Origin of the sequence: Pseudomonas nitroreducens (assembly GCF_014204515.1) — a bacterium.
Lineage (GTDB): Bacteria > Pseudomonadota > Gammaproteobacteria > Pseudomonadales > Pseudomonadaceae > Pseudomonas > Pseudomonas nitritireducens_A.
In genome coordinates this window covers 45,949-66,506 of the sequence record NZ_JACHLI010000015.1, presented here as the reverse complement: position 1 = coordinate 66,506, position 20,558 = coordinate 45,949, and the positions used below count along the sequence as shown (strand labels likewise).

Genomic DNA, 20,558 nt, shown 5'->3' with positions numbered 1-20,558 from the left:
TATATTATGTTAAATTACATAGATGGGTAAGGTAGAGTCCCTGCTTGGCTATCTGTATGAATCGCCCCTGCCCGATTCTTAGCAATGAATGATAGAAAGCAGCCAGCTGCTCCAGAGAGATTATGGGAAACAACAATCCACATGCTCTCGTCATGGAACGCTCACGCTGGCTTCCGCAGTTTGTCGCTGGACTGTTCTGTCGCGCTCAAGCCTGATCGTCTGCACCGTGCAGCGCACGGTTGATGGTTACCGCGAATGGCGGTTCTGCTGTCGTCAGGCCAGGATACCGAGCGCCATGGCATTGCATGTGCCCTGGAGCGAGTCGCCGTTCTCTTGCCGGCTCGTACTGCCGTGGCCAACCTAGCCGGATGACTGAGCCGTGATGAAGACTGCCTTCGACCACTCGTACCTGGGTGTTGGAATTCAGGATGCCCATTCTCTGGAACACGTCGCGAAGCGAATTTCCCTGGCGCTGGGCGTCAGGCTCGAACGCGCCGGGAAATTCAATGAGTTTCCAGCCTTCCGCGTCGCGCAGAAGGATATCGAGTACGTGCTCTGGGGAAGGCCCGAGGACGAATCGCCAGAGGAGGCTGCCCATGATCCTTGCGACTACGCGCTGACCATCTACATCAACCCTCCCGAAGCGATCCAGTCCTCCCCTCCTCTGCTTAATCGCCTGCTGGCTCCTGGTCGTAATGCCGGCGACAACGAGCTGTCCCTGGCGCTTGCCTGCGAGCTGCAGAAGCTCGGCTTCAATGCCGAAAGCCTGTTCACCGCGCACAGGCAGCCGCGCCAGGGCGCCGCATTCTGATTGGATAGAAGACCCGCTGCCGGCTGGCGACCTGCACCAGGCGACAGCGCGAGATGATCAGTTGCTCGCCACGTCCGGCTGCCAGACCGGCACCGCGCGGGCGTCCACCGGCTTGGGCAGCAACCCCTGTGCATAGAAGGCATCGGCGATGCGTTGCTGCTCGTCCAGCCCATCAGCGCGCACCGGCTGCACGTCGTAGCTGCGGCGGGCGTTGGCCTGTTCGACGGTAGCGACGTCCAGGTTGCCCCACAGCGGGCCGAGCACCTTGGCAGCGTCGGTGGGATGTTCCTTTACCCAGCGGCCGGTTTTCTGCAACTCGGCGAAGACCTGCTTGAGCACTTCCGGATGGGCCTTGGCGTAGGCGGTGGAAGCCAGGTAATAGCGCTGGTAGCTGGCCAGCCCCTTGCCGTCGGCGAGCACGCGGGCATTCTGTTGGCGCTGGGCGCTGGCGACGTACGGATCCCAGGTGACCCAGGCATCGATCTTGTGGTTCTCGAAGGCGGCGCGGCCGTCGGCCGGCGTCAGGTACGCCGGCTGGATGTCGGAGAATTTCAGCCCGGCCTTCTGCAGCGCGGCGATCAGCAGGTAATGACTACCGGCAGCCTTGGTCACGGCCACGCGCTTGCCCTTCAGATCGGCCAGCGATTTGAGCGGCGAATCCTGCGGCACCAGGATCGATTGCGCAGTGGGCGACGGCGTTTCCCGGGCGAAATAGGTCAGTTGCGCGCCGGCAGCCTGGGCGAACACCGGGACGGTGTCGGCAACATCGGCAGACAGGTCGACGTTGCCGACGTTGAGTGATTCGAGCAGCGGCAGGCCGCTGGGGAACTCGTGCCAGGTGACCTTGATACCCTGCTTGGCCAACTCGCGATCCAGGCTGCCTTGCGCCTTGACGATGGTGAGCAGCGTGGACGACTTCTGGAAGCCGATGCGCAGGGTCTCTTCGGCTTGCGCAGACAGTGCGCCGAACAGGGCGACGGAGGCGCTCAGGCCAACGGCGAACCGGCGCAGGAACAGGTGGCGGGACATGGGTACGGCTCCTCGGAAACGGGTTGGCCGCCCGCAGAGCGAGGGCGGACCAGGGGACAGTTCGGGTGGTCTGAATGAGTCCGGTTGTCCGGCCAATCAGAGATTACAGATATAAAAAAACTAAAATAAATAATCTTTAGTTCTTAATTAATACCTGACGGAGGGGCCGTCTCGCCGTGCTCTGCGGAGCGTTCAACCCTCTCCTCCGCCCTGAGCCGGTTTCCGGCCTGCCCTGGCGGAGGGCTTTCCAGGCTACCGCGCGCCCACTGTCGGCCCCTGCTCCACGGCGAAGCCGCTGACGAAGGTCGGAGCCACGTCGAGGCGTTTGGGAATCAGGCCGTGGGCCTGGTAGAAGTCCGCGGTGTCCTGCTGCTGGGCTCGGGTTTGCGCATCCAGCGCCTGCCAGCGCAGTTGTCGGCGCTCGAACTGCAGGCGTGCAGCCTGCTCGGGGAAACCGATGATCTTCGCCAGGCTGCGCGAATACTCATCCAGGTGCTCGTAGGCCCAGCGCTGGGCGCCGGCCAGGCGCTGCAGATAATCCTGCAGGGCCTCGCGCCGAGCGGGATCGTCCAGTGCCTGGTCGGTGGCGGCAAGGAAACTGTTGCCCGCCCACAGCCCGCGACCGTTGGCCAGCACGCGCGCCTTGTCAGCGGTCTCGGCCAGCGCGGTATAGGGCTCCCAGGTGGCCCAGGCATCTACCGAGCCATTGGCCAGCGCCATCTTCGCGTCTACCGGGCCGAGGAAGCGGAACTCCACGTCTTTTTCACTCAGCCCGGCCGCCGCCAGCGCCTTGAGCGCGACGAAGTGACCGATGGAACCGCGCCCGGTGGCGATGCGCTTGCCCTTGAGGTCGGCGGCCGAGCGCAGGGCCGAGTCTTCGCGGACGATCACGGCGGTGCCGTAGGGATCGGACTTGTCCACGGCAATGGCTTTCACCTGCGCACCGGCGGCCAGGGCGAACAGCAGGGGCGCGTCGCCGATGATCCCGGCGTCCACGGCGCCCGCGTTGAGTGCCTCGGCCAACGGTGCGGCGGCGGGGAATTCGAACCACTGGATGTCGTAGTCCAGGTCCTTCAAGGCGCCGGCCGCTTCCAGTTGGGCACGCATGTTGCCCTTCTGGTCGGCCAGGCGAAGGGTGACGCGCTCGGCGGCGAAGGCATTGCCGGTCGCGAGGGAAAACAGCAGGAACAGGCTCAGGAAAGTGCGCATGCAAAGCTCCTCAACGCTGGCCGACGGCAAGGTCGGCGGTCAGGGTCCGGGCCACCTCGGCGGCGCCGTGCGACAAGCTGAAATCGAAAGCCGGCGAGACGTTCAACGCCTTGGGCAGCACGCCTTCGCTATGGAAGAAGTCGGCGGCCTTCTGCAGGGTCGCGGCGATGCGCTCGTCGAATACGATGGGGCTGATGCGCGCCTCGCCGACCCAACGCCGGGTGACCGCTTGCGGCATGTTCAGGTCCTTGGTCAGGGCGGCGGCGAATGCATCCGGGTGCTGCAGCGCCCAGACCTGGGCGCGCGCCAGGCGGGTCATCAGGTCGGTGATCGCGGCCTTCTTGCCGGCGATGGCGGCGTTGCTGGCCAGCGCATAGGAGTAACCGGTCATGATCCCGTCGCCGTCGGCGATCACCCGCGCCCCGTCCAGCAGCACGGCGCTGGAGGTATAGGGCTCCCAGGGCACCCAGGCGTCCACCGAGCCGCGCACCAGAGCGGCGCGACCATCGACCGGGCCGAGGAAGGAAAAGGTCACGTCTTCGGGCTTGAGTCCGGCGCGACGCAACGCCCCGAGCGCCATGAAGTGCCCCCAGCCACCACGGTTGACAGCGATGCGCTTGCCCTTGAGGTCAGCCACCGAGTGGATCGGCGAGTCCTTGCCGACCACCAGCGCCACCGTCGCCGGGTTGAAGTGCCAGGCTCCCACGGCCTTGAGCGGCGCGCCCGCGGCATACACGAAGAGGAACGGGATGTCGCCGGTGAAGCCGATGTCCAGGGCTCCGGCATTCAGCGCTTCGAGCACCGGGGCGCCGGAGGGAAAGGCGGACAGCTCCAGCTTGTAGGGCAGGTTCTCCAGCTCGCCGGAGGCGCGCAGCGAGGCGTAGCGGTCGCCCTTCACGTCCCCCAGGCGCAGGGTTACGGGGTCGTCGGCGCTGGCGGTACCGGCGGCACCGGCCAGCAGGGTCGCGGCCAACAGGCCGGCGAGAACTCGCAAGGATCGTTTCATGGGGCAATCTCCATAGGGCTGCGCACGCAAGCCGGGATGGTCTCTTGGGGCTATCCGTTCCGCCGGTGCGGTCGCCGATATGGCCGTCGTTTCTTTCCAGTGTTCGAACCCGTCAGGGAGACAGTGCCGCCCTCCCCGCCGCAATCCAGACGCTGTCCTTCTGCGGGGTGTGCACGCGTCCGCAGAGCACGTCGCGGTAATGCCGTTGCAGCGGGTTGTGGCGGCTCAGGCCGTGGTTGCCTGCCAGCTCCAGGGCCTTCTCGGCCACCGCTATCGCGTTGTCGGTGACGGACACCTTGATCAACCCCGACTCGCTGGCGCTGAGCCAGTCGCGGCAGGCGGAATCCAGCAACAGGCGGTTCTGCAGCAGCAGGCCTTCGATACCGCCGAGCGCTTCCTGCATACGTGGCAGGCTCGCCAGCGGCGCGCCGAGGCTGGCCGGCACGCGTTCGCGCAGCCAGTGCACGAGCCAATCGCGGGCCGCGCGGGCAACGCCGTCGTACAAGGCGCCCAGCAGCGCCGCGCTGGCCTGGGCGAAGTCGCGGGTCACGGCCTCGTCCGGCGCTGGCGGGCGGTCATGGGGATACAGGCCGATGGCATGCTCCAGCGGCACCGGAACGTCCTCGAATATCACCTCGTGGCTGCCGGTGGCGCGCATGCCCAGGTGGTCCCAGCTTTCCACGATGCGGATGCCGGGGCTGTCGCGGCGCACCAGCCAGCTGCCCACGCGCGGCGTCGGCTCATCGCTGCGCGCCCAGACCGCCAGCCAGGTCAGGCCGGGAATGCCCGTGGTGTAGAGCTTGTGGCCGGACAGCCGCCAACCGTCGCCCTCACGCCGCGCGATGGTCTGTGGCAGACCACCGCGCGCGGGCGAACCCAGTTCGGGTTCGACGCGCAGGCTGTTGATCAGCGCGCCCTGCTCCAGCGCTTCGCGAGCGACCCGCCGCTTGAGGGCTTCGGGCCAGTCGGGGTTATCCGCCAGCCGGCGCAGATGCAGGTACTGCATGCACAGCACCAGCGCGGTGGACGGCTCGCCACGGGCCACCGCCGCCACCGCCTGGCGCAGCTCACCCAGACTCGCACCAGGGCCACCCAGCGCAGGCGGCAAAGCCAGGCCGAGCAGGCCATGACGCTGCAGGAGGGCGAGATTGGCGTGGGGGAATTCGCCGTTGCGGTCCAGGGCTTCGGCGCCTTCGGCCAACTGTCGGGTCAATTCCGGAAGCTGGGCCAGTGCCACGGGAAGGCTCTGCAGGATGGTCATCCCGTCAGGCCGTGGCACGCCGGCGCTCGCGCTCGGCGACCTTGGCGCGGGTCAGCGGGATCAGTTCGCGGCCGTACTCCACGGCGTCATTCAGCGGATCGAAGCCACGGATCAGGATGCTGCGCACACCCAGGTCGTAGTAAGCCAGCAGCGCATCGGCGACCTGCTCGGGGGTCCCCACCAGTGCGGTGGAATTGTGCCCACCGCCCACCAGCCTGGCGATGCCGGTCCACAGGCGCTCGTCGACCCGGTCGCCCTGCTCCACCGCCCTGAGCAGGCGCTGCGCGCCCACGCTCTGCGGCTTGCCCTTGGGGAAACCGGCTTCGCCCAGGCGCTCGCCGGCGGTGGCGCGGATCTCCTCGGCCTTGGCCCAGGCCTCTTCTTCGGTGCGCCCGATAATCGGCCGGAACGACAGGCTGAACTCCACCTCGCGGCCGTTCAGGCGTGCCTGCGCGCGCACTGCGGCAATGGTTTCAGCGGCTTGTGCCAGGGGTTCGCCCCACAGCATGAACACGTCGGCCTGCTTGCCGGCGACCTTCAGCGCCGCCTCGGAGGAGCCGCCGAAATACACCGGGATGTGCGGCTTCTGCTGCGGGCGGATGGCAGCGAAGGCCTGCTCCACACGGTAGTGCTCACCGTGGAAGTCGAAGGGCTTGTCGGCGGTCCAGGTGCGCTTGAGCACCTCGATGAATTCCTCGCTGCGGGCATAGCGCTGGTCGTGGCCGAGGTAGTCGCCGTCCTTGCGCTGGTCGGCGTCGCTGCCGCCGCTGATGATGTGCACTGCCAGGCGCCCGTCGAGCAGGTGCTCCAGGGTCGCCAGCTTGCGCGCGGCCAGGGTCGGGGCGACGAAACCGGGTCGGTGCGCCAGCAGGAAATGGATCTTCGAGGTGGCCAGCCCAGCGGTGGCCGCCACCAGGAAGCCATCGGGCTGGTCCGACCAGTAGCCGACCAGGATGCGATCGAAACCGGCCTCCTCGTGGGCGCGGGCGAAGGCGGCGATGTACTGCTTGTCGAGGATCGGCCCTGCCGGGGCGATGGTTTCCGAGGCCAGGCGATGGCCGATCATGCCGAGGAACTGGATGCTCATGGTGGCGCTCCGTGCTCAGTCAGTGACTCAGTGGAAGGAAGTGGCGAAGGAGGTGTCGATCACGCTGGAGGCATCGAAAGCCTTGGGCAAAGCACCGGTCTGCAGAAGGAAATCGGCGGTGCCCTGGTAATCGGCGGCGGCCTGCTGGTCCACCGGACCGACGCTCATCGCGGCCTGGCCGATCCAGTGGCGGGAAACGGACTGATCGAGGTTGGCCTTCTTCGCCCAGATGTCGGCGTATTGCTCCTTGTGCGCTTCGACCCAGGTGCGCGCCTTCTGCAGGCGGCCGAGGAAGTCGGCGATCTGTGCGCGCTTGGGGTCGATGGAGTCGGCGTTGGCGGCGATGCTCGACAGCCCCGGCATCAGGTCGCGGGCGGTAAGGATCGGCCGGGCGCCGGAGAACACGATCTGCTGCGAGATGTAGGGCTCCCACACCGGGAAGGCGTCGATGCTGCCGCGCGGCAGTGCAGCGGCGGCATCGATGGGCATCAGTTTGACGAACTCCACGTAGTCGCTGGGCAAGCCTGCTTTCTCCAGCGCGCGCAGGGTCAGTTGCTGGCTCCAGGCGCCGGGCCAGTAGGCGACCTTCTTGCCCTTGAGGTCGGCGATGGTCTTCACCGGCGAATCCTTGGGCACCAGCAACGCGATGGTGTCGGGGTTCTGCCGCGAAATGCCGATCAGCTTCACCGGAGCGCCCTTGGCGGCCAGGAAGATGAAGCCCGAATCACCCAGGAAGCCGAGGTCCAGGGCGCCGGCCTGCAGCCCTTCGGCCACTGGCGCTGCGGACTGGAAATGCTTCCAGTCGACGGTATAGGGCGCGCCTTCGAGCACGCCGGAGGCTTCCATGGAAGCGCGCACGTTGTAGTAGTTCTGGTCGCCCACCCGCAGGGTCGGCAGGTCGGCGGCCTGGGCCAGCGGAGCACTCAGCAGCAGCGCAGCCAGGGAGGCACGCAGACGGTTTCTCAGGGTCATCGAAAAGCTCCTCAGCCGGCACGCCGCAGCTGCGGCAGGCGGGCGATCTGTTCATGGATGGCGGGAATCAGGCCCTGGCCGTAGCGCACGGCATCGCCGAGCGGGTCGAAGCCACGGATCAGGAAGGTGGAGACGCCGAGGCGGTAGTACTCACCCAGCGCGGCGGCGACCTGCTCGGGCGTGCCGACCAGTGCGGTGGAGTTCCAGCGCGCACCGGTCAGCCGGGCGACGCCGGTCCACAGGCGGGTATCGAGCACCTCGCCCTGCTGTGCAGCGGCGAGCAGACGTTGCGAGCCGACGTTTTCCGGCTGGTGGTCGTTTAGCGGCAGGCCCAGGCGCGTGCGGTTCTCGCGCACCTGTTCGAGGATGTCCGCGGCGCGCTTCCAGGCAGCCTCTTCGGTATCTGCGACGATCGGGCGGAAGGACACCGAGAAACGCGGATCGCGGCCTTGCGCCTGGGCGGCAGCTCGCACGCGACGGATGTGCCCGTCGACGGCCGCCAGCGGCTCGCCCCAGAGCATGTAGGTATCGGCGTGGCGGGCAGCGACCTCGATGGCCGCCTCGGAGGAGCCGCTGAAATAGATCGGGATGTGCGGTTTCTGCCGTGGACGCACGGCCGGCGAAGCGCCCTGGAAGCGGTAGAACTCACCGGCGAAGTCCACCGGGGACTCGGCGGTCCAGATCTGCCGCAGGGCCTGCAGGTATTCGTCGGTGCGGGCGTAGCGGCGGTCGTGGTCGAGGTAGTCGCCGTCACGCGCCAGGTCTTCATCGTTGCCGCCGCTGACCACATTGAGGGCCAGGCGGCCGTCACTGAACTGATCGAGCGTGGCAAGCTGGCGGGCGGCCAGCGGCGGCGCGATCACACCCGGCCGGTAGGCCAGCAGGATGCCCAGCCGGCGGGTAGCAGCGGCGACAAAGGAGCTGACCACCGCGCCCTCGGCGGCATTGCTGAAGTAGCCCACCAGCACGCGGTCGAAGCCGGCGTCCTCATGGGCCTGGGCGAATCGCCGGACGAAGCCGGCATCCACCGCGTCCCCCAACGGCTGATCTACCTCGGAACTCGGGGTGGCGGTGATCATGCCGAGAATTTCCACGCTCACTGTGTTGCCCTCGCCTGGGCCGCTGACGGAGTCCGGCGGCTTTCGTTATAAGAAAAACGTCTTGTCTGACGTCGTTCTTAGAAGCTATAGGCAAGCACTTCATGATGGAAATTCATTTTTGTCATATCCTAATATGCAAATGTCGCATATTTAGGCGTGACCAAGTTGCGCGCTGGGCTTTCCGCTTTTCATAGGAGCGAACTAGCTCGCGAACAGAGCCACGACGGCACCATCCGGCTGACACATGAGTGAAGGGGGGGCGCGACAAGCTCGCTCCTACAGGGCCACTCCCTGCGTCACATTTGACCGTAGGGCGCATAACGCGCCAGCGTTATCCGCCGTTGTGGCATCGGCGGATAACCCGTTCCGGGTTATGCGCCCTACGGGGATTTGTGATGTCGGGGAGATTCGCGAGCAAGCTCGCGCCTGTAGGGGTCAGGCTGCAGAGATATCCAGCCCCTTGGCCACCGCGCCGCCGAACAGTCGTGCCGGTGTTTCCAGGTTGCCCAACAACCGCGGGCGCACCAGCCAGAGCTGAATCAGCGGCTGGAAGTCTTCCAGCTCCAATATCCGCAACTGCTCGCGATAACGGCTACGCGCCAGGGCCGGCGCCGGCACCAGACCCAGCCCCCTGCCCTGCGCCACCAGTCCCAGCTGCAATTCGCTGCCGAAGGTCTCCAGGTTCAGTTGCAGCCCAAGGCCCTGATCGGCCAGGGCGCGCTGCAGGCCGGCGCGGAAGCCGCAGCCATCCGGGTTGAGCACCCAGCCCTGTTGGTAGCAATCGAGCAGCCGGCGGGCCTGCACGTCGCTGTCTTTCGCCGCCACCACGCAGAGCTCGACGCGCCCCAGCGGCGTGGCGCCCAGGTCATCGGGGAACACCTTGCTCGGCGGAAACAGCACCACCGCCGCATCCAGTTCGGCGTTCTCCAACCGCGCCAGCAGGTGACTGCCCCAGCCGCTGCTGACCTGCGCACGCAGCTCGGGGAACTCGCCGGCCAGTTGTCGCAGGGCTTCGAGCAGCACCACTTCTCCGATGCTCTGCGGCACGCCCAGGCGCAGTATGCCGCTGGGCGGGGTGTCGCTGGCCACCAGTTCGCGCAGCCCGTCCACCTCGCGCAGCACCCGCAGGCACTGCTCGAACACCCGGCGTCCGGCGGAGGTGGGCTTGAGCGGCTTGGTGTTGCGGTCGAGCAACTCCACCCCGAGGGACTCCTCCAGGCTCTGCACCCGCCGGGTGATCGCCGACTGGGTGAGGCCCAGGCTCTCGGCAGCCTGGCTGAGGGAGGCGTTGCGGATCACTGCGACGAAGGCGTCGATGTCATCGATTTTCATGGGCCAGGCACCAATTGCATTTCTCGCATATTAGCTTAGATTCAAAATGCATTTCAGGAATAAAAAACCGTTTGCTACCGTAGCGCCAAAACCGACCGGAGTGAATCCATCCGTATGTCAGCTCCCCTGCGCCTCGACCGCTTGCGCCAGTTCATCGGCGATCTCGCGGCCCTGCTCGACGACCATCCCGATGAAGCCACTTTGCTGGCCCAGGCCGGCCCACTGCTGGCGGAACTGGTTCGCCACGACGACTGGCTGCCCGACGACTACGCCCGCCCTGATCCGCAGCGCTACCAGCAATACCTGCTGCACGCCGACTCGCAACAGCGCTTCTCGGTGGTCAGCTTCGTCTGGGGCCCGGGCCAGCGCACGCCGGTGCACGACCACCGCGTCTGGGGCCTGATCGGCATGCTGCGCGGCGCCGAATACTCGCAGCCATTCGCCTTTGCCACCGATGGCAGCCTGCAGCCGGTGGGTGAAGCGCATCGCCTGGAACCGGGCGAGGTAGAGGCGGTATCGCCGCGCATCGGCGACATCCACCAGGTGAGCAACGCCTTCGCCGACCGCTCCTCCATCAGCATCCACGTCTACGGCGCCAACATCGGCGCGGTGCGTCGTGCCGTCTTCAGCGCCGAGGGCGAAGAGAAACCCTTCATCTCCGGCTATTCCAACAGCCAGCTGCCCAACATCTGGGACCTGTCGAAAGAGAACCCCGCATGAGCCAGATCACCCACCGCTCCTTCCACGCCATTCGCACCGCCCTCCTCGCTCGCGAGGAACTGGCGCTGCTCGATGTGCGCGAGGAAGACCCGTTCGCCCAGGAACATCCGCTGTTCGCCGCCAACGTGCCGCTGTCCAAGCTGGAGCTGGAAATCTATGCCCGCGTGCCGCGTCGTGACACGCCGGTGACCGTCTATGACGACGGCGAAGGGCTGGCAGAAATCGCCGCGCAGCGCCTGCTGACCCTGGGCTACAGCGACGTCGCCCTGCTCGAAGGCGGCCTGGCCGGCTGGCGCAGCGCCGGCGGCGAGCTGTTCAAGGACGTCAACGTGCCGAGCAAATCCTTCGGTGAACTGGTGGAAGCCGAGCGCCACACGCCGTCCCTGGCCGCCGAAGAAGTGCAGGCCCTGCTCGACGCCAAGGCCGACGTGGTCGTGCTCGATGCCCGCCGCTTCGACGAATACCAGACCATGAGCATTCCCTCCGGCATCAGCGTGCCCGGTGCCGAGCTGGTCCTGCGCGTCGCCGAACTGGCGCCGGACCCGGCCACCCGCGTCATCGTCAACTGCGCCGGACGCACCCGCAGCATCATCGGCACCCAGTCGCTGGTGAACGCCGGCATTCCCAACCCGGTGTCGGCGCTGCGCAACGGCACCATCGGCTGGACGCTGGCCGGGCAGCAACTGGAGCACGGCCAGGCGCGGCGCTTCAGCGACGTTTCCGCCGCCACCCGCGGCTCTGCCGCCGAGCGTGCTCGCGCCGTGGCGGATCGCGCCGAGGTCGCGCGCATCGATCTCGCCGGCCTGCGCCAATGGCAGGCCGATACCACCCGCACCACCTACCTGTTCGACGTGCGCACCCCGGAAGAATACGAAGCCGGCCACCTGCCAGGTTCGCGCTCCACCCCGGGCGGCCAGCTGGTGCAGGAGACCGACCATGTCGCCAGCGTGCGCGGTGCGCGCCTGGTGCTGATTGATGACGATGGCGTGCGCGCCAACATGAGTGCCTCCTGGCTGGCCCAGATGGGCTGGCAGGTCGCCGTGCTGGACGGCCTGGCCGCCGCCGATTTCAGCGAGCAAGGCGCCTGGAGCGCCCCGCTGCCGGCCAAGCCGCAGGCCGAGACCATCACCCCGCAGACCCTGGCCGACTGGCTGCGCGCACCGGGCACCGCCGTGCTCGACTTCACCGCCAGCGCCAACTACGTGAAGCGCCACATCCCCGGCGCCGCCTGGGCCCTGCGCAGCCAATTGCGCGAGGCGCTGGCCCAGTCGGGAGACGCCGACCGCTATGTGCTCACCTGCGGCACCAGCCTGCTGGCTCGTTTCGCCGTGGCGGACGTGGCTGCGCTGAGCGACAAGCCGGTATTCCTGCTCGATGGCGGCACCAGCGCCTGGGTCGCCGCCGGCCTGCCGACCGAGGAAGGTGAAAGCCTGCTGGCCGCTCCCCGTATCGATCGTTATCGCCGCCCTTACGAAGGCACCGACAACCCGCGCGAAGCCATGCAGGGCTACCTCGACTGGGAGTTCGGCCTGGTGGAGCAACTGGGTCGCGACGGCACCCACGGCTTCTTCGTGATCTGAAGCGAAAACGCCCGGCTGTCCTTTCGAGGGCGACCGGGCCTGATCTCAGGACGGGCCAGGCACGCCTGCGCTGGCCGCACCATCGAAAGGGAAATCACATGATCGAAGGCAAGACTCTGGTCATCATCGGCGGGACGTCCGGTATCGGCCTGCGCGCTGCTCGGCTGGCGCTACAACGGGGTGCGCGCGTGGTCCTTGGCGCGCGCGACGAAGCACGACTGGCCAGCGTGGTGGAGAGCCTTGGCCCCCGCGCCGAGGGCTACCCGGTGGACAACACCGATCGCCGCTCGCTGGGCGAGTTCTTCGCCCGCCTCGAGCGGATCGATGGCCTGTTCACGCCCGCGGCGAGCTATCAGGTTGCCGACTTCAACGAGCAGGACGAAGAGAAGGTGCGCAGCGCCTTCGAGCGCAAGTTCTGGCCGCAGTACTGGGCGGTGCAGGCCGCCCTGCCGGTTCTCGCGCCTGACGCCGGTATCGTGCTGGTCGGCGGCGCAGCCGGTGCGCGCCCGGTGCCGGGAGCGGCTTCCTACGCGGCCTGCAACAGCGCCATCGAAGGCCTTGCGCGGGCACTGGCGGTGGACCTGGCGCCGCGCCGGGTCAACGTCATCGCCCCCGGCACGCTGGATGGTGAATTGTGGCAAAGCCGCGATGCGCATCTACGCGAAAGCGCCTTCGCCCATTACGCCCAGGCCACGCTGCTCAAGCGTGTCGGCACCGTCGAGGATGCCGCCGATGCGGCGCTGTTCCTGCTCGGCAATCCCTACATGAGCGGTGCGACCCTTTCGCCGGACGGCGGCTACACCCTGCGTTAGCCGGGCAAGAAAAGGGGCGCAGCTGCGCCCCTCATCTCGCCTCAGCGCGGCGCCAAACCGACCGAGACGAACTTGGTGTCCAGGTATTCCTGGATGCCCCAGACGCCACCCTCGCGGCCGATGCCGCTCATCTTCACCCCGCCGAACGGTGCCTGGGCGGTGGACGGTGCGCCGTCGTTGATGCCGACGATGCCGTAGTCCAGGCGTTCGGACACGCGGTGCGCGGTATCCAGGTCGCGAGTCCAGAGATACGCGGCCAGGCCGTAAGGCGTGTCGTTGGCGGCTGCCACCACTTCATCGAGCGTGTCGAACTCGATCACCGGCGCCACCGGACCGAAGGTTTCCTCTTCGAGGATGCGCATGCCGGGAGCGACGTCTCGCAGTACGGTCGGCTGGTAATAAAGGCCCCCCAGCGCCTGGCCGCCGACTACAACGCTCGCACCACGGCTAAGGGCATCGGCGACATGCTCGCTGACCTTGCGCAGCCCCTGCTCGTCCACCAGCGGGCCGATCTGGGTGGCGTCGTCCGCGGGGTCGCCCACGCGCAGCTCCTGCACGCGCGCGGCCAGCGCTTCCAGCAACTGGCTGCTGATGGAGCGATGAACGTAGATGCGGTTGGTACAGACGCAGGTCTGCCCGGCATTACGGAATTTGCAGGCCATGATGTCGTCCACCGCGCGCGGGATATCGGCGTCGGCGAAGACAATGAACGGCGCGTGGCCGCCCAGTTCCAGGGAGACGCGTTTCATGGTCTCGGCAGACTGGCGGTACAGCAGCACACCCACTTCGGTGCTGCCGGTGAAGGTCAGCTTGCGCACCCGGCGGTCCTTGAAATACACCGCCGAGACGGTCGCCGCCTGGTTGGAAGTGATGACCTGGAAGGTCCCTTCCGGACCGCCGACTTCGCGCCAGTATTGCTCCAGCAGGATCGCGGTGATCGGCGACTGCTCGGCCGGCTTGACGATCACCGTGCAGCCCGCGGCCAGCGCTGGCGCGACCTTGCGGGTGATCATCGCCGCCGGGAAGTTCCACGGCGTGACCGCGAACACCGGCCCGACCGGCTGGCGGCTGGCGTACAGGCGCTTGTGCTCGTGCTGGCTGGAGAAGGTCTCGCCATACACGCGCTTGGCCTCCTCGGCGTACCACTCGGCGAAACCGGCGGCGTACATCACCTCGCCCAGGGCTTCCTTGATCGGCTTGCCCATCTCCTGGCTGATCGCCGAGGCAACTTCATCCGCGCCGCGAACGATGCGCTCGAACCATTTGCGCAGCAGTTGGCTGCGCTGGAACGCCGTGGTCTGTTTCCAGCTGTCGAAGGCCGATACGCAAGCCTCCAGCAGACGTTGTGCCTCTTCCTCGCCGCAGTCGGGTACGCGGGCGAAGACATCCTGGGTCGCCGGGTTGACCACGCTGTAGAAGCGGCCGTCGGCGGCCCCGCCGGCCAGCGATGGCAGTTCCCAGTCAGCACCGGCTGCAACGGTTAGCTTGTCATTCACGAATCATCACTCCCGTGGAAATGGGCATCCAGTTCAATGCCGGGTCGAGTCAGGCGTCGGCGGCGATCAGTGCGCGCTCGAACAGGCGCAGCGCCTCGGCGACATCCTGCTCGGAGATCACCAGCGGACAGAGGAAGCGCACCACGTTGCGGTAGACGCCGCACTTGATCACCAGCAACCCCTCCTCCCGCGCCGCGTCGATGACGCGTTGCGCCAGTGCTGCATCGGGGGCCTTGGAATCGCGGTCGGCCACGAACTCCACCGCGGCCATTGCGCCGATGGCGCGGATGTGGCCGATGCTGCGGAAGCGCGATTCCAGCGAGCGGAAACCCTCCAGCAGTTGTGCGCCGATGGCCTGGCTGCGCTCCAGCAGGTTTTCGCTCTCGAAGATGCGGATGACCTCCAGCGCGGCGGCGCAGCCCAGCGGGTTGCCGCCGTAGGTGCCGCCCAGGCCGCCGGGCTTGGGTGCGTCCATGATCGCTGCGCGGCCGACTACGCCGGAAATCGGCAGGCCGCCAGCGAGACTCTTGGCGACGGTGACCAGGTCCGGCTGGATGCCCGAATGCTGGAAGCCGAACAGCTTGCCGGTGCGGCCGAAGCCGGTCTGGATTTCGTCGCAGATCAGCACGATGCCCAGCTCTTCGGTCTTCTTGCGCAGCGCGCGCATGAACTCCACGGGCGCGGCGACGAAGCCGCCGTCGCCCTGCACCGGCTCGATGATGATGGCGGCCACACGGTCGGCGGCGATCTGCGTGTCGAAGACTTCCTGCAGCGCCGCCAGGGCCTGCTCGCTGCTGACCCCGCGGTACTCGTTGGGATACGGCACGTGGTAGACGTCCGGTGCCAGCGGGCCGAAATTCTGCCGGTACGGCTGGCTCATGCCGGTCAGGCTCATGCCCATCAGCGTGCGGCCGTGGAAGCCGCCACGGAAGGCGATCACGCCAGGGCGATTGGTGTGGCCACGGGCGATCTTGATGGCGTTCTCCACCGCTTCGGCGCCGGTGGTGAGGAATACCGACTTGTAGTGCTCTTCGCCGCCGACCAGCTGGTTCAGCTTCGCCGCCAGTTCGACGTACTGGTCGTAGGCTGCCACCTGGAAACAGATGTGCGAGAACAGCTCCAGTTGCTTGCGCACCGCCTCGACGACGCGCGGGTGGTTGTGGCCGACGTTGAGCACGCCGATGCCGCCGACGAAGTCCAGGTACTTCCTGCCCTGGTCATCCCAGACATAGGCCCCGGCAGCGCGGTTGAGGGTGATCGGATGGGCAACCGCCACGCCTTGGGAGACGTGCTGGTTGCGGGCGGCGACAGACGAATACGGACTGGAGGACATGGGCATCACCTTTGCGGATTGTGGAGAAATCCTATCCACCGTCCGGGACGCCAGATACCTGTGCCAGGCAGGAGATTGCGCGGGAGACTTCGAGCTGAAAGTAGGAAGGTCCAGCCACGGAGGCGGCCTTCACGCACGACTGTGACCTGGCTGGAAATGACTGCAGATGACAGCCCGGCAAGCGCCGGACCGCAAGGCTGAATCTGTTGTTCAGGCGTTCTCGTGGATAAGCCGGTACATCTGCGCGGCGACCTGCAACCGGAAACGATCGTCCGGATTCTCCAGCGAGATACCGAGGATGGTCTCCATCCGTGACACCCGGTAGCGCAGCGTGCTGATGTGGATGTCCAGCGCCCGCGCGGTATTGAGCAGCTGGAAACCCTCGCTGGCCAGGCACAGCACGGTGTCCACCAGCGAGTTGCCACGCCTGGGGTTCTCCAGCGGCGCGATCAGCCGTTCCAGCAGCATGCGCCGGGCATCCTCGTCGCCCATCAGCGCCCGCGGAAACAGAACTTCGTCGAAGTTGTGCAGCTTGCCTGGGCGCAGCAACGGCATCAGCGCCGCCACATCCTCGGCGCCCAACGCCATGCCGGATGCGCCGCGATGTACACGGCTCACCGCGAGCGCCCCACCCTCCTCCCCCAGGGCCTTCCAGACGCCATCCGCCGACACCTCGGCCGGAAGCAGGAAGCTGATCTGGTTCAACGACACGGAAATCAGCGGCGCCACCTCCAGCTCCTGCATCACCCTGGCGATGCGCTCGGCGCTGCGCGCGCGCCGATTGAAGCCATCCAGCGCCAGTGGAATCGGCTCGTCGAGCAGCAGCAGGCACACCCGGTAATCCCGGTTCTCGCTCCAGCCGGAGGCCTTGGCCCGCTCGATGGCGCTGGGCGTCGCCGAGAACTTGCCTTCCAGCAGACCGGCGACGAAGGCATAACCCAGGCGGGTTTCCTGGTTCGACAGCTCGCGCTGGTGGGTCAGGTGCAGCGCCGCGATCACCGCCGCATGTTCCAGGGCGCGGGAATCCAGTTCCTCGAATTGACCGTCGGCACTCTCCAGCCAGACGATGCCGATGACCTCGTCATGGGCGCGGATCGGGCAGCCCAGGCGTGCAGCGGCCAGACCGTGGGCTGCATCGAACAACGTCGGCGCATTGCCGTGGAAGGCATTGAACAGCGACTGGCGCTGGGTGATCCGGCTGATCAGCGTGCGCTCCTCGTCCTCCCTGCAGTCCGGCCGGGAACTGCCGAGCAAGGTGCCATCGGCCGAAACCAGGGTGGCCGGTTTCTCCAGCGCCTGGTTCAGGGCGATGGCAACCCCTTCCAGGTTGCTGGCGTCGATGGCGGCCGCGGTCAGGGTGCGATGGATGAGGTCCGAGCGGCGGATGATCTCCGCCTGCACGTTGATGATCCGTGCCAGCACGTCATGGGTGATTTCGCTGAACGGGATTTCCCAGGGCAGCTCCAGCAGCGGCAGGTCGCAGCGGTCGGCTTCGTCGATGGCGGCCTGGGTGAAGTGCTCGCGGAAATACGGCACCGCCAGTACCACACCGGCCAGGCCGATGCGGCTCAGGCTGCGGACCATCTCGCGGCAGGTCTGGTCGTCTTCCGGCCAGTTGTAGCCGGTGGTCAGCAGCAGCTCGCCGGGTTTCAGCCAGTTGGTGATCTCCGGGTGGTCGACGATGTGCACCCAGGTGATCTCGCGATCCATCGCACCGCGCCCGGCGACGACGGTGGCCTGGCGCAGAACCGTGTTCTCGATGGCGGTGTCGAGCTTCATGGGACCCCTTCAGAATGCTGAAAGCCCGCCGGCCAGTCGCGACAAAACCCTCGTGGCGAGGGTTCTGGCGGAACAGCGGCGGGTCGAACGAAAAGCATCAGCCATGGGCCTGCGCCCACGGCTGATCGATTGCCTCGCTTAACGGCTGGCCCAGGACATGAAGCGTTGCTCCAGCGCCTCGCCGTTCTCGGTCCAGAAGTCCACGTCCATCTGCAGCGCGTTCTTCATGTTCTCCGGCGCGGTCGGCAGCGCGCTGGCCAGCTTCTTGTCGAGCAAGGCGGCTGCGGCGGTGTTGGACGGGCCGTAGGCCATCTTCTCGGTGTAGAGCTTCTGCTGCTCCGGGCGCATGGCGAAGGAGATGAACTGGTAGGCGGCGTCCAGGTTCGGCGTGCCCTTGAGGATGGCCCAGTCATCGAACTGGTAGAGGTTGCCGTCCCAGACGATCTTCAGGTTGGCGCCGCTTTCCTGCGCGGCGTGGATGCGGCCGTTGTACGACGAGCTCATCACCACGTCGCCGGACATCAGGTACTGCGGCGGCTGCGCGCCGGCTTCCCACCACTGGATGCTCGGCTTGATCTCGTCGAGCTTCTTGAAGGCGCGGTCGACGCCGGCCGGGGTGGACAGCACCTTGTAGACCTCGCCCGGAGCGACGCCATCGGCCATCAGCGCAAACTCCAGAGCGCCACGGGCCGACTTGCGCAGGCTGCGCTTGCCGGGAAACTTCTTCAGGTCCCAGAAATCCTTCCAGCCGGTGGGCGCGACTTTCAGCTTGTCGGCGTTGTAGGCCAGCACGTTGGACCAGACGAAGATGCCCACGCCGCACTCGGACTTGGCGCCTTCCACCAGCGGTTCCTTGATGCCGAGGCGCTCATAGTCGAGCTTCTCGAACAGGCCGTCCTCGCAACCGCGGACGATGTCGGTGTCCTCGATGTCCAGTACGTCCCAGGAGACGCTTTTGGTATCGACCATGGCCTTGACCTTGGCCATCTCGCCGTTCCACTCGCCGGCGATCAGCTTGGTGCCGGTTTCCTTCTCGAACGGCTTGTAGAAGGCCCCCACCTGGGCCTCCTTGCTGGCGCCGCCGTAGGAAATGACGGTCACGCTGCCAGCCGCCATCGCCTGGCTGGCCAGGGCCAACCCGCTCAAGGCCACCAGGGCCAGTGCTTTTGCCTTCATTGTTGCGCTCCTGTAAAGCTGCAAGTCATTGTTGGAATTAGAAAAGGCAGAATTGGGGAACAGGCGGATCGACTTTCTTGTGGGATGTTTCCGCAGTGCCAGGGGCAATGGGGCCAGGTACGAACCGGCGATATCGTCAGCGTGACCGGCCAGGCGGGATCCGACTGTCCCGAATGATCCTAGGGCAGCCCCGCGCTGGCCGCTATCTACTTCAAGTATCAGGTTGGCGCCTGAAATTGGTACATGAAGTGGGAAATGTCTGTCGATCATAGCCGCGGAATCGGCAAATGCGCATCCACGTTGCTCACCATGGGCTGACGTTCCGCAGGGCGAATAATGCGCAGCGTTATCCGCCTTCCTTCGCGCTACGGCGAACAGGCTGACATACGCGAACCTCGAAAACTGCCACCCTCACCCACCTTTCCTGGACCTCGCTCCTACGCCGCGAAGCATCCTTCCGACGTGGCGCGGGCTTCCGGGAAACGCCCGACTTGCCATTGGCATTGCGATCCTACAAGGCCCCTGCTTAGCGTTCTTCCCGCCACGGAACAGCCGTGGCCAGGTGTGGAAGCCTGTTTGATAAAGCCTTGCTGTAGCAGGGACGGCCCGGCCTTTCGCGAGGCGGGGTCGTCCCTGGCTGTCTATGGCGGACCGTGTGAGGCGGGCTTCGGCCCGACCGGTCTATGGCTCTATCAGCCGGCTTCCACCCTTGCACGGTCCGCCTCCCCTTTGGGTGGCGGTTTGATCGCTGTACTTCCTGCCCTGCGCACGGAGAACGCCATGACCCCAAGCATCGAATTCCCGGCCAATCCCGGCCTGAGCGTCCAGACCTTCCAGCGTTTCGACCGCACCCTGCGCGGCCTGATGATCGACCAGCAGGCCTGGTTCGTCGCCCGCGACCTGGCGCGCCTGACCAACACCCATTTCAGCGCCCGCGTGCCGCGCAAGCTCGACCCCGACCAGTACCGCTGGGAGCTGCTGGCCGGCGGCCGCGAGGATGAGCTGCTGGTCAGCGAAAGCGGGTTGTACACCCTGCTGCTGGTCTACTTCTTCCACCCGGAGAATCGCAACCTGCGCCAGTGGCTGAGCAACGAGGTGGTGCCGGTGCTGCGTGACTCGCGGCTGCAGCAAGGCGGTGGCCCGCGCTACTTCCTGCGCAAGGTGCAGGAGCACTCGCTGGCGATGCTGGAGTGGCAGGGTGGCGTGTGGATGCGCGTGGGCGATGCGGCGCGGCTGCTGGAGGCGGAAACCCGCCTGTCGCGTTGAGCCCGGCTCGACCCTGTGAGAGTTTCAGCCCGCCTGCGTGCGGGCTTTTTCAGGCTTGCTCGGCCGTCAATTTGAAGCTGACGTCATGCACGTTGTGTCGCTCCACGCTGTTGCGGATGGAGTGATAGGCCTTCTGGAACCCTTGCAGGTCAAGGATCGGAATCTGCAGGTGGCGGGCGACATGGCACCAGGCGCGGGCTTCGCTCATCGCCGGGTCGGCCACCTGGAATTCGTGGGCGCTGCCGTCCCTGACGAAACACACACGGTATTGCGGTGCCGATAAATCATGCTGCATGGCTACCTCGGGCGTCTGGCTCTTGTGCTGCAGAAGACCGGAGGCTGGGCGCAGCGGTTCCGCCTTTTTAAAGAGAGCCGGCTGCGGAGAGCGTTGAGCAAGCCGTAGCCGCGAAGCCTGGCCGGCCTTGCGGTATTGCCGGCGGGATTTCGCGGACAAGGTCCGCTCCTACGGGGAGCGGCGGCGCAGCGCTTGCAGGAGCGGAGTTTCTCCGCGAATCCCCGGCAACGCCGGGGCAGACCGTAGGGCGCATAACGCGTCAGCGTTATGCGCCGTGGGGCATCGGCGGATAAC

Annotated in this window: 18 protein-coding genes; 5 read left to right on the top strand and 13 right to left on the bottom strand. The window is 66.5% G+C overall.

From position 1 onward, the window contains the following. The first annotated feature begins 382 nt into the window (after positions 1-382). Positions 383-811 carry a hypothetical protein gene (locus HNP46_RS18745; protein ID WP_184591841.1) on the top strand — a complete coding sequence of 143 codons (429 nt, stop codon included), beginning with the start codon at positions 383-385 and terminating at the stop codon, positions 809-811. A gap of 57 nt (positions 812-868) precedes the next feature. Here HNP46_RS18745 and HNP46_RS18740 read toward each other — a convergent pair whose 3' ends face one another. The 8 genes from HNP46_RS18740 to HNP46_RS18705 form a co-directional block, all read right to left on the bottom strand. Further along, the gene (locus tag HNP46_RS18740) at positions 869-1,840 is read right to left on the bottom strand and encodes an aliphatic sulfonate ABC transporter substrate-binding protein (protein WP_184591838.1); all 972 of its coding nucleotides are present in this window, start codon (positions 1,838-1,840) and stop codon (positions 869-871) included. A 252-nt stretch (positions 1,841-2,092) separates the two neighbouring features. Further along, a complete protein-coding gene (locus tag HNP46_RS18735; RefSeq protein ID WP_184591836.1) occupies positions 2,093-3,049 on the bottom strand; it encodes an ABC transporter substrate-binding protein in 957 nt (318 codons plus the stop codon). A gap of 10 nt (positions 3,050-3,059) precedes the next feature. Then, positions 3,060-4,055 (bottom strand): aliphatic sulfonate ABC transporter substrate-binding protein, encoded by a 996-nt coding sequence (locus HNP46_RS18730; RefSeq protein WP_184591834.1) that lies wholly within the window; start codon positions 4,053-4,055, stop codon positions 3,060-3,062. Positions 4,056-4,167: 112 nt separating this feature from the next. Continuing rightward, complete coding sequence (locus HNP46_RS18725) at positions 4,168-5,316, bottom strand: acyl-CoA dehydrogenase family protein (protein ID WP_184591832.1); 1,149 nt, start codon at positions 5,314-5,316, stop codon at positions 4,168-4,170. A gap of 4 nt (positions 5,317-5,320) precedes the next feature. Then, entirely contained in the window at positions 5,321-6,403 is a 1,083-nt protein-coding gene (locus tag HNP46_RS18720) for an LLM class flavin-dependent oxidoreductase (protein ID WP_184591830.1), read from the bottom strand. Positions 6,404-6,430: 27 nt separating this feature from the next. Continuing rightward, positions 6,431-7,375 (bottom strand): ABC transporter substrate-binding protein, encoded by a 945-nt coding sequence (locus tag HNP46_RS18715; RefSeq protein ID WP_184591828.1) that lies wholly within the window; start codon positions 7,373-7,375, stop codon positions 6,431-6,433. Between the two features lie 11 nt (positions 7,376-7,386). Further along, the gene (locus HNP46_RS18710) at positions 7,387-8,454 is read right to left on the bottom strand and encodes an LLM class flavin-dependent oxidoreductase (RefSeq protein WP_184591826.1); all 1,068 of its coding nucleotides are present in this window, start codon (positions 8,452-8,454) and stop codon (positions 7,387-7,389) included. Positions 8,455-8,910: 456 nt separating this feature from the next. Then, a complete protein-coding gene (locus HNP46_RS18705; protein WP_184591824.1) occupies positions 8,911-9,807 on the bottom strand; it encodes a LysR family transcriptional regulator in 897 nt (298 codons plus the stop codon). 114 nt (positions 9,808-9,921) lie between these two features. On the opposite strand from HNP46_RS18705, the gene HNP46_RS18700 reads away from it, so the two are divergent. The 3 genes from HNP46_RS18700 (at position 9,922) to HNP46_RS18690 (ending at position 12,919) form a co-directional block, all read left to right on the top strand. Next, complete coding sequence (locus HNP46_RS18700) at positions 9,922-10,527, top strand: 3-mercaptopropionate dioxygenase (RefSeq protein WP_184591822.1); 606 nt, start codon at positions 9,922-9,924, stop codon at positions 10,525-10,527. Beyond that, positions 10,524-12,107 carry a rhodanese-related sulfurtransferase gene (locus HNP46_RS18695; protein WP_184591821.1) on the top strand — a complete coding sequence of 528 codons (1,584 nt, stop codon included), beginning with the start codon at positions 10,524-10,526 and terminating at the stop codon, positions 12,105-12,107. Before HNP46_RS18700 ends, HNP46_RS18695 begins: the two co-directional genes overlap by 4 nt. A gap of 98 nt (positions 12,108-12,205) precedes the next feature. Then, entirely contained in the window at positions 12,206-12,919 is a 714-nt protein-coding gene (locus HNP46_RS18690) for an SDR family NAD(P)-dependent oxidoreductase (protein ID WP_184591819.1), read from the top strand. Between the two features lie 41 nt (positions 12,920-12,960). Here HNP46_RS18690 and HNP46_RS18685 read toward each other — a convergent pair whose 3' ends face one another. The 4 genes from HNP46_RS18685 to HNP46_RS18670 all read right to left on the bottom strand — a co-directional run bounded on the left by HNP46_RS18685 (position 12,961) and on the right by HNP46_RS18670 (position 18,703). Beyond that, positions 12,961-14,415 (bottom strand): NAD-dependent succinate-semialdehyde dehydrogenase, encoded by a 1,455-nt coding sequence (locus HNP46_RS18685; RefSeq protein ID WP_184591817.1) that lies wholly within the window; start codon positions 14,413-14,415, stop codon positions 12,961-12,963. 49 nt (positions 14,416-14,464) lie between these two features. After that, the gene (gabT, locus tag HNP46_RS18680) at positions 14,465-15,748 is read right to left on the bottom strand and encodes a 4-aminobutyrate--2-oxoglutarate transaminase (protein WP_184591815.1); all 1,284 of its coding nucleotides are present in this window, start codon (positions 15,746-15,748) and stop codon (positions 14,465-14,467) included. 210 nt (positions 15,749-15,958) lie between these two features. After that, positions 15,959-17,527 carry a PucR family transcriptional regulator gene (locus tag HNP46_RS18675; RefSeq protein ID WP_184591812.1) on the bottom strand — a complete coding sequence of 523 codons (1,569 nt, stop codon included), beginning with the start codon at positions 17,525-17,527 and terminating at the stop codon, positions 15,959-15,961. A 138-nt stretch (positions 17,528-17,665) separates the two neighbouring features. Further along, on the bottom strand, positions 17,666-18,703 hold the full coding sequence (locus tag HNP46_RS18670; RefSeq protein ID WP_184591810.1) for an ABC transporter substrate-binding protein: 1,038 nt from the start codon (positions 18,701-18,703) through the stop codon (positions 17,666-17,668). Positions 18,704-19,483: 780 nt separating this feature from the next. Here HNP46_RS18670 and HNP46_RS18665 point away from each other — a divergent pair. Further along, positions 19,484-19,969 carry a BRO-N domain-containing protein gene (locus tag HNP46_RS18665; RefSeq protein WP_184591807.1) on the top strand — a complete coding sequence of 162 codons (486 nt, stop codon included), beginning with the start codon at positions 19,484-19,486 and terminating at the stop codon, positions 19,967-19,969. A 49-nt stretch (positions 19,970-20,018) separates the two neighbouring features. Here the strand turns inward: HNP46_RS18665 and HNP46_RS18660 are convergent, their stop codons facing one another. Beyond that, entirely contained in the window at positions 20,019-20,423 is a 405-nt protein-coding gene (locus HNP46_RS18660; RefSeq protein WP_184591805.1) for a hypothetical protein, read from the bottom strand. Positions 20,424-20,558: the final 135 nt, after the last annotated feature.

What these genes read in the sequence shown, in the direction of transcription:
- HNP46_RS18745 (WP_184591841.1), top strand. Translation starts at nt 383, where the DNA reads ATGAAGACTGCCTTCGACCACTCGTACCTGGGTGTTGGAATTCAGGAT.
- HNP46_RS18740 (WP_184591838.1), bottom strand. Translation starts at nt 1,840, where the DNA reads ATGTCCCGCCACCTGTTCCTGCGCCGGTTCGCCGTTGGCCTGAGCGCC.
- HNP46_RS18735 (WP_184591836.1), bottom strand. Translation starts at nt 3,049, where the DNA reads ATGCGCACTTTCCTGAGCCTGTTCCTGCTGTTTTCCCTCGCGACCGGC.
- HNP46_RS18730 (WP_184591834.1), bottom strand. Translation starts at nt 4,055, where the DNA reads ATGAAACGATCCTTGCGAGTTCTCGCCGGCCTGTTGGCCGCGACCCTG.
- HNP46_RS18725 (WP_184591832.1), bottom strand. Translation starts at nt 5,316, where the DNA reads ATGACCATCCTGCAGAGCCTTCCCGTGGCACTGGCCCAGCTTCCGGAA.
- HNP46_RS18720 (WP_184591830.1), bottom strand. Translation starts at nt 6,403, where the DNA reads ATGAGCATCCAGTTCCTCGGCATGATCGGCCATCGCCTGGCCTCGGAA.
- HNP46_RS18715 (WP_184591828.1), bottom strand. Translation starts at nt 7,375, where the DNA reads ATGACCCTGAGAAACCGTCTGCGTGCCTCCCTGGCTGCGCTGCTGCTG.
- HNP46_RS18710 (WP_184591826.1), bottom strand. Translation starts at nt 8,454, where the DNA reads ATGATCACCGCCACCCCGAGTTCCGAGGTAGATCAGCCGTTGGGGGAC.
- HNP46_RS18705 (WP_184591824.1), bottom strand. Translation starts at nt 9,807, where the DNA reads ATGAAAATCGATGACATCGACGCCTTCGTCGCAGTGATCCGCAACGCC.
- HNP46_RS18700 (WP_184591822.1), top strand. Translation starts at nt 9,922, where the DNA reads ATGTCAGCTCCCCTGCGCCTCGACCGCTTGCGCCAGTTCATCGGCGAT.
- HNP46_RS18695 (WP_184591821.1), top strand. Translation starts at nt 10,524, where the DNA reads ATGAGCCAGATCACCCACCGCTCCTTCCACGCCATTCGCACCGCCCTC.
- HNP46_RS18690 (WP_184591819.1), top strand. Translation starts at nt 12,206, where the DNA reads ATGATCGAAGGCAAGACTCTGGTCATCATCGGCGGGACGTCCGGTATC.
- gabT (WP_184591815.1), bottom strand. Translation starts at nt 15,748, where the DNA reads ATGTCCTCCAGTCCGTATTCGTCTGTCGCCGCCCGCAACCAGCACGTC.
- HNP46_RS18675 (WP_184591812.1), bottom strand. Translation starts at nt 17,527, where the DNA reads ATGAAGCTCGACACCGCCATCGAGAACACGGTTCTGCGCCAGGCCACC.
- HNP46_RS18670 (WP_184591810.1), bottom strand. Translation starts at nt 18,703, where the DNA reads ATGAAGGCAAAAGCACTGGCCCTGGTGGCCTTGAGCGGGTTGGCCCTG.
- HNP46_RS18665 (WP_184591807.1), top strand. Translation starts at nt 19,484, where the DNA reads ATGACCCCAAGCATCGAATTCCCGGCCAATCCCGGCCTGAGCGTCCAG.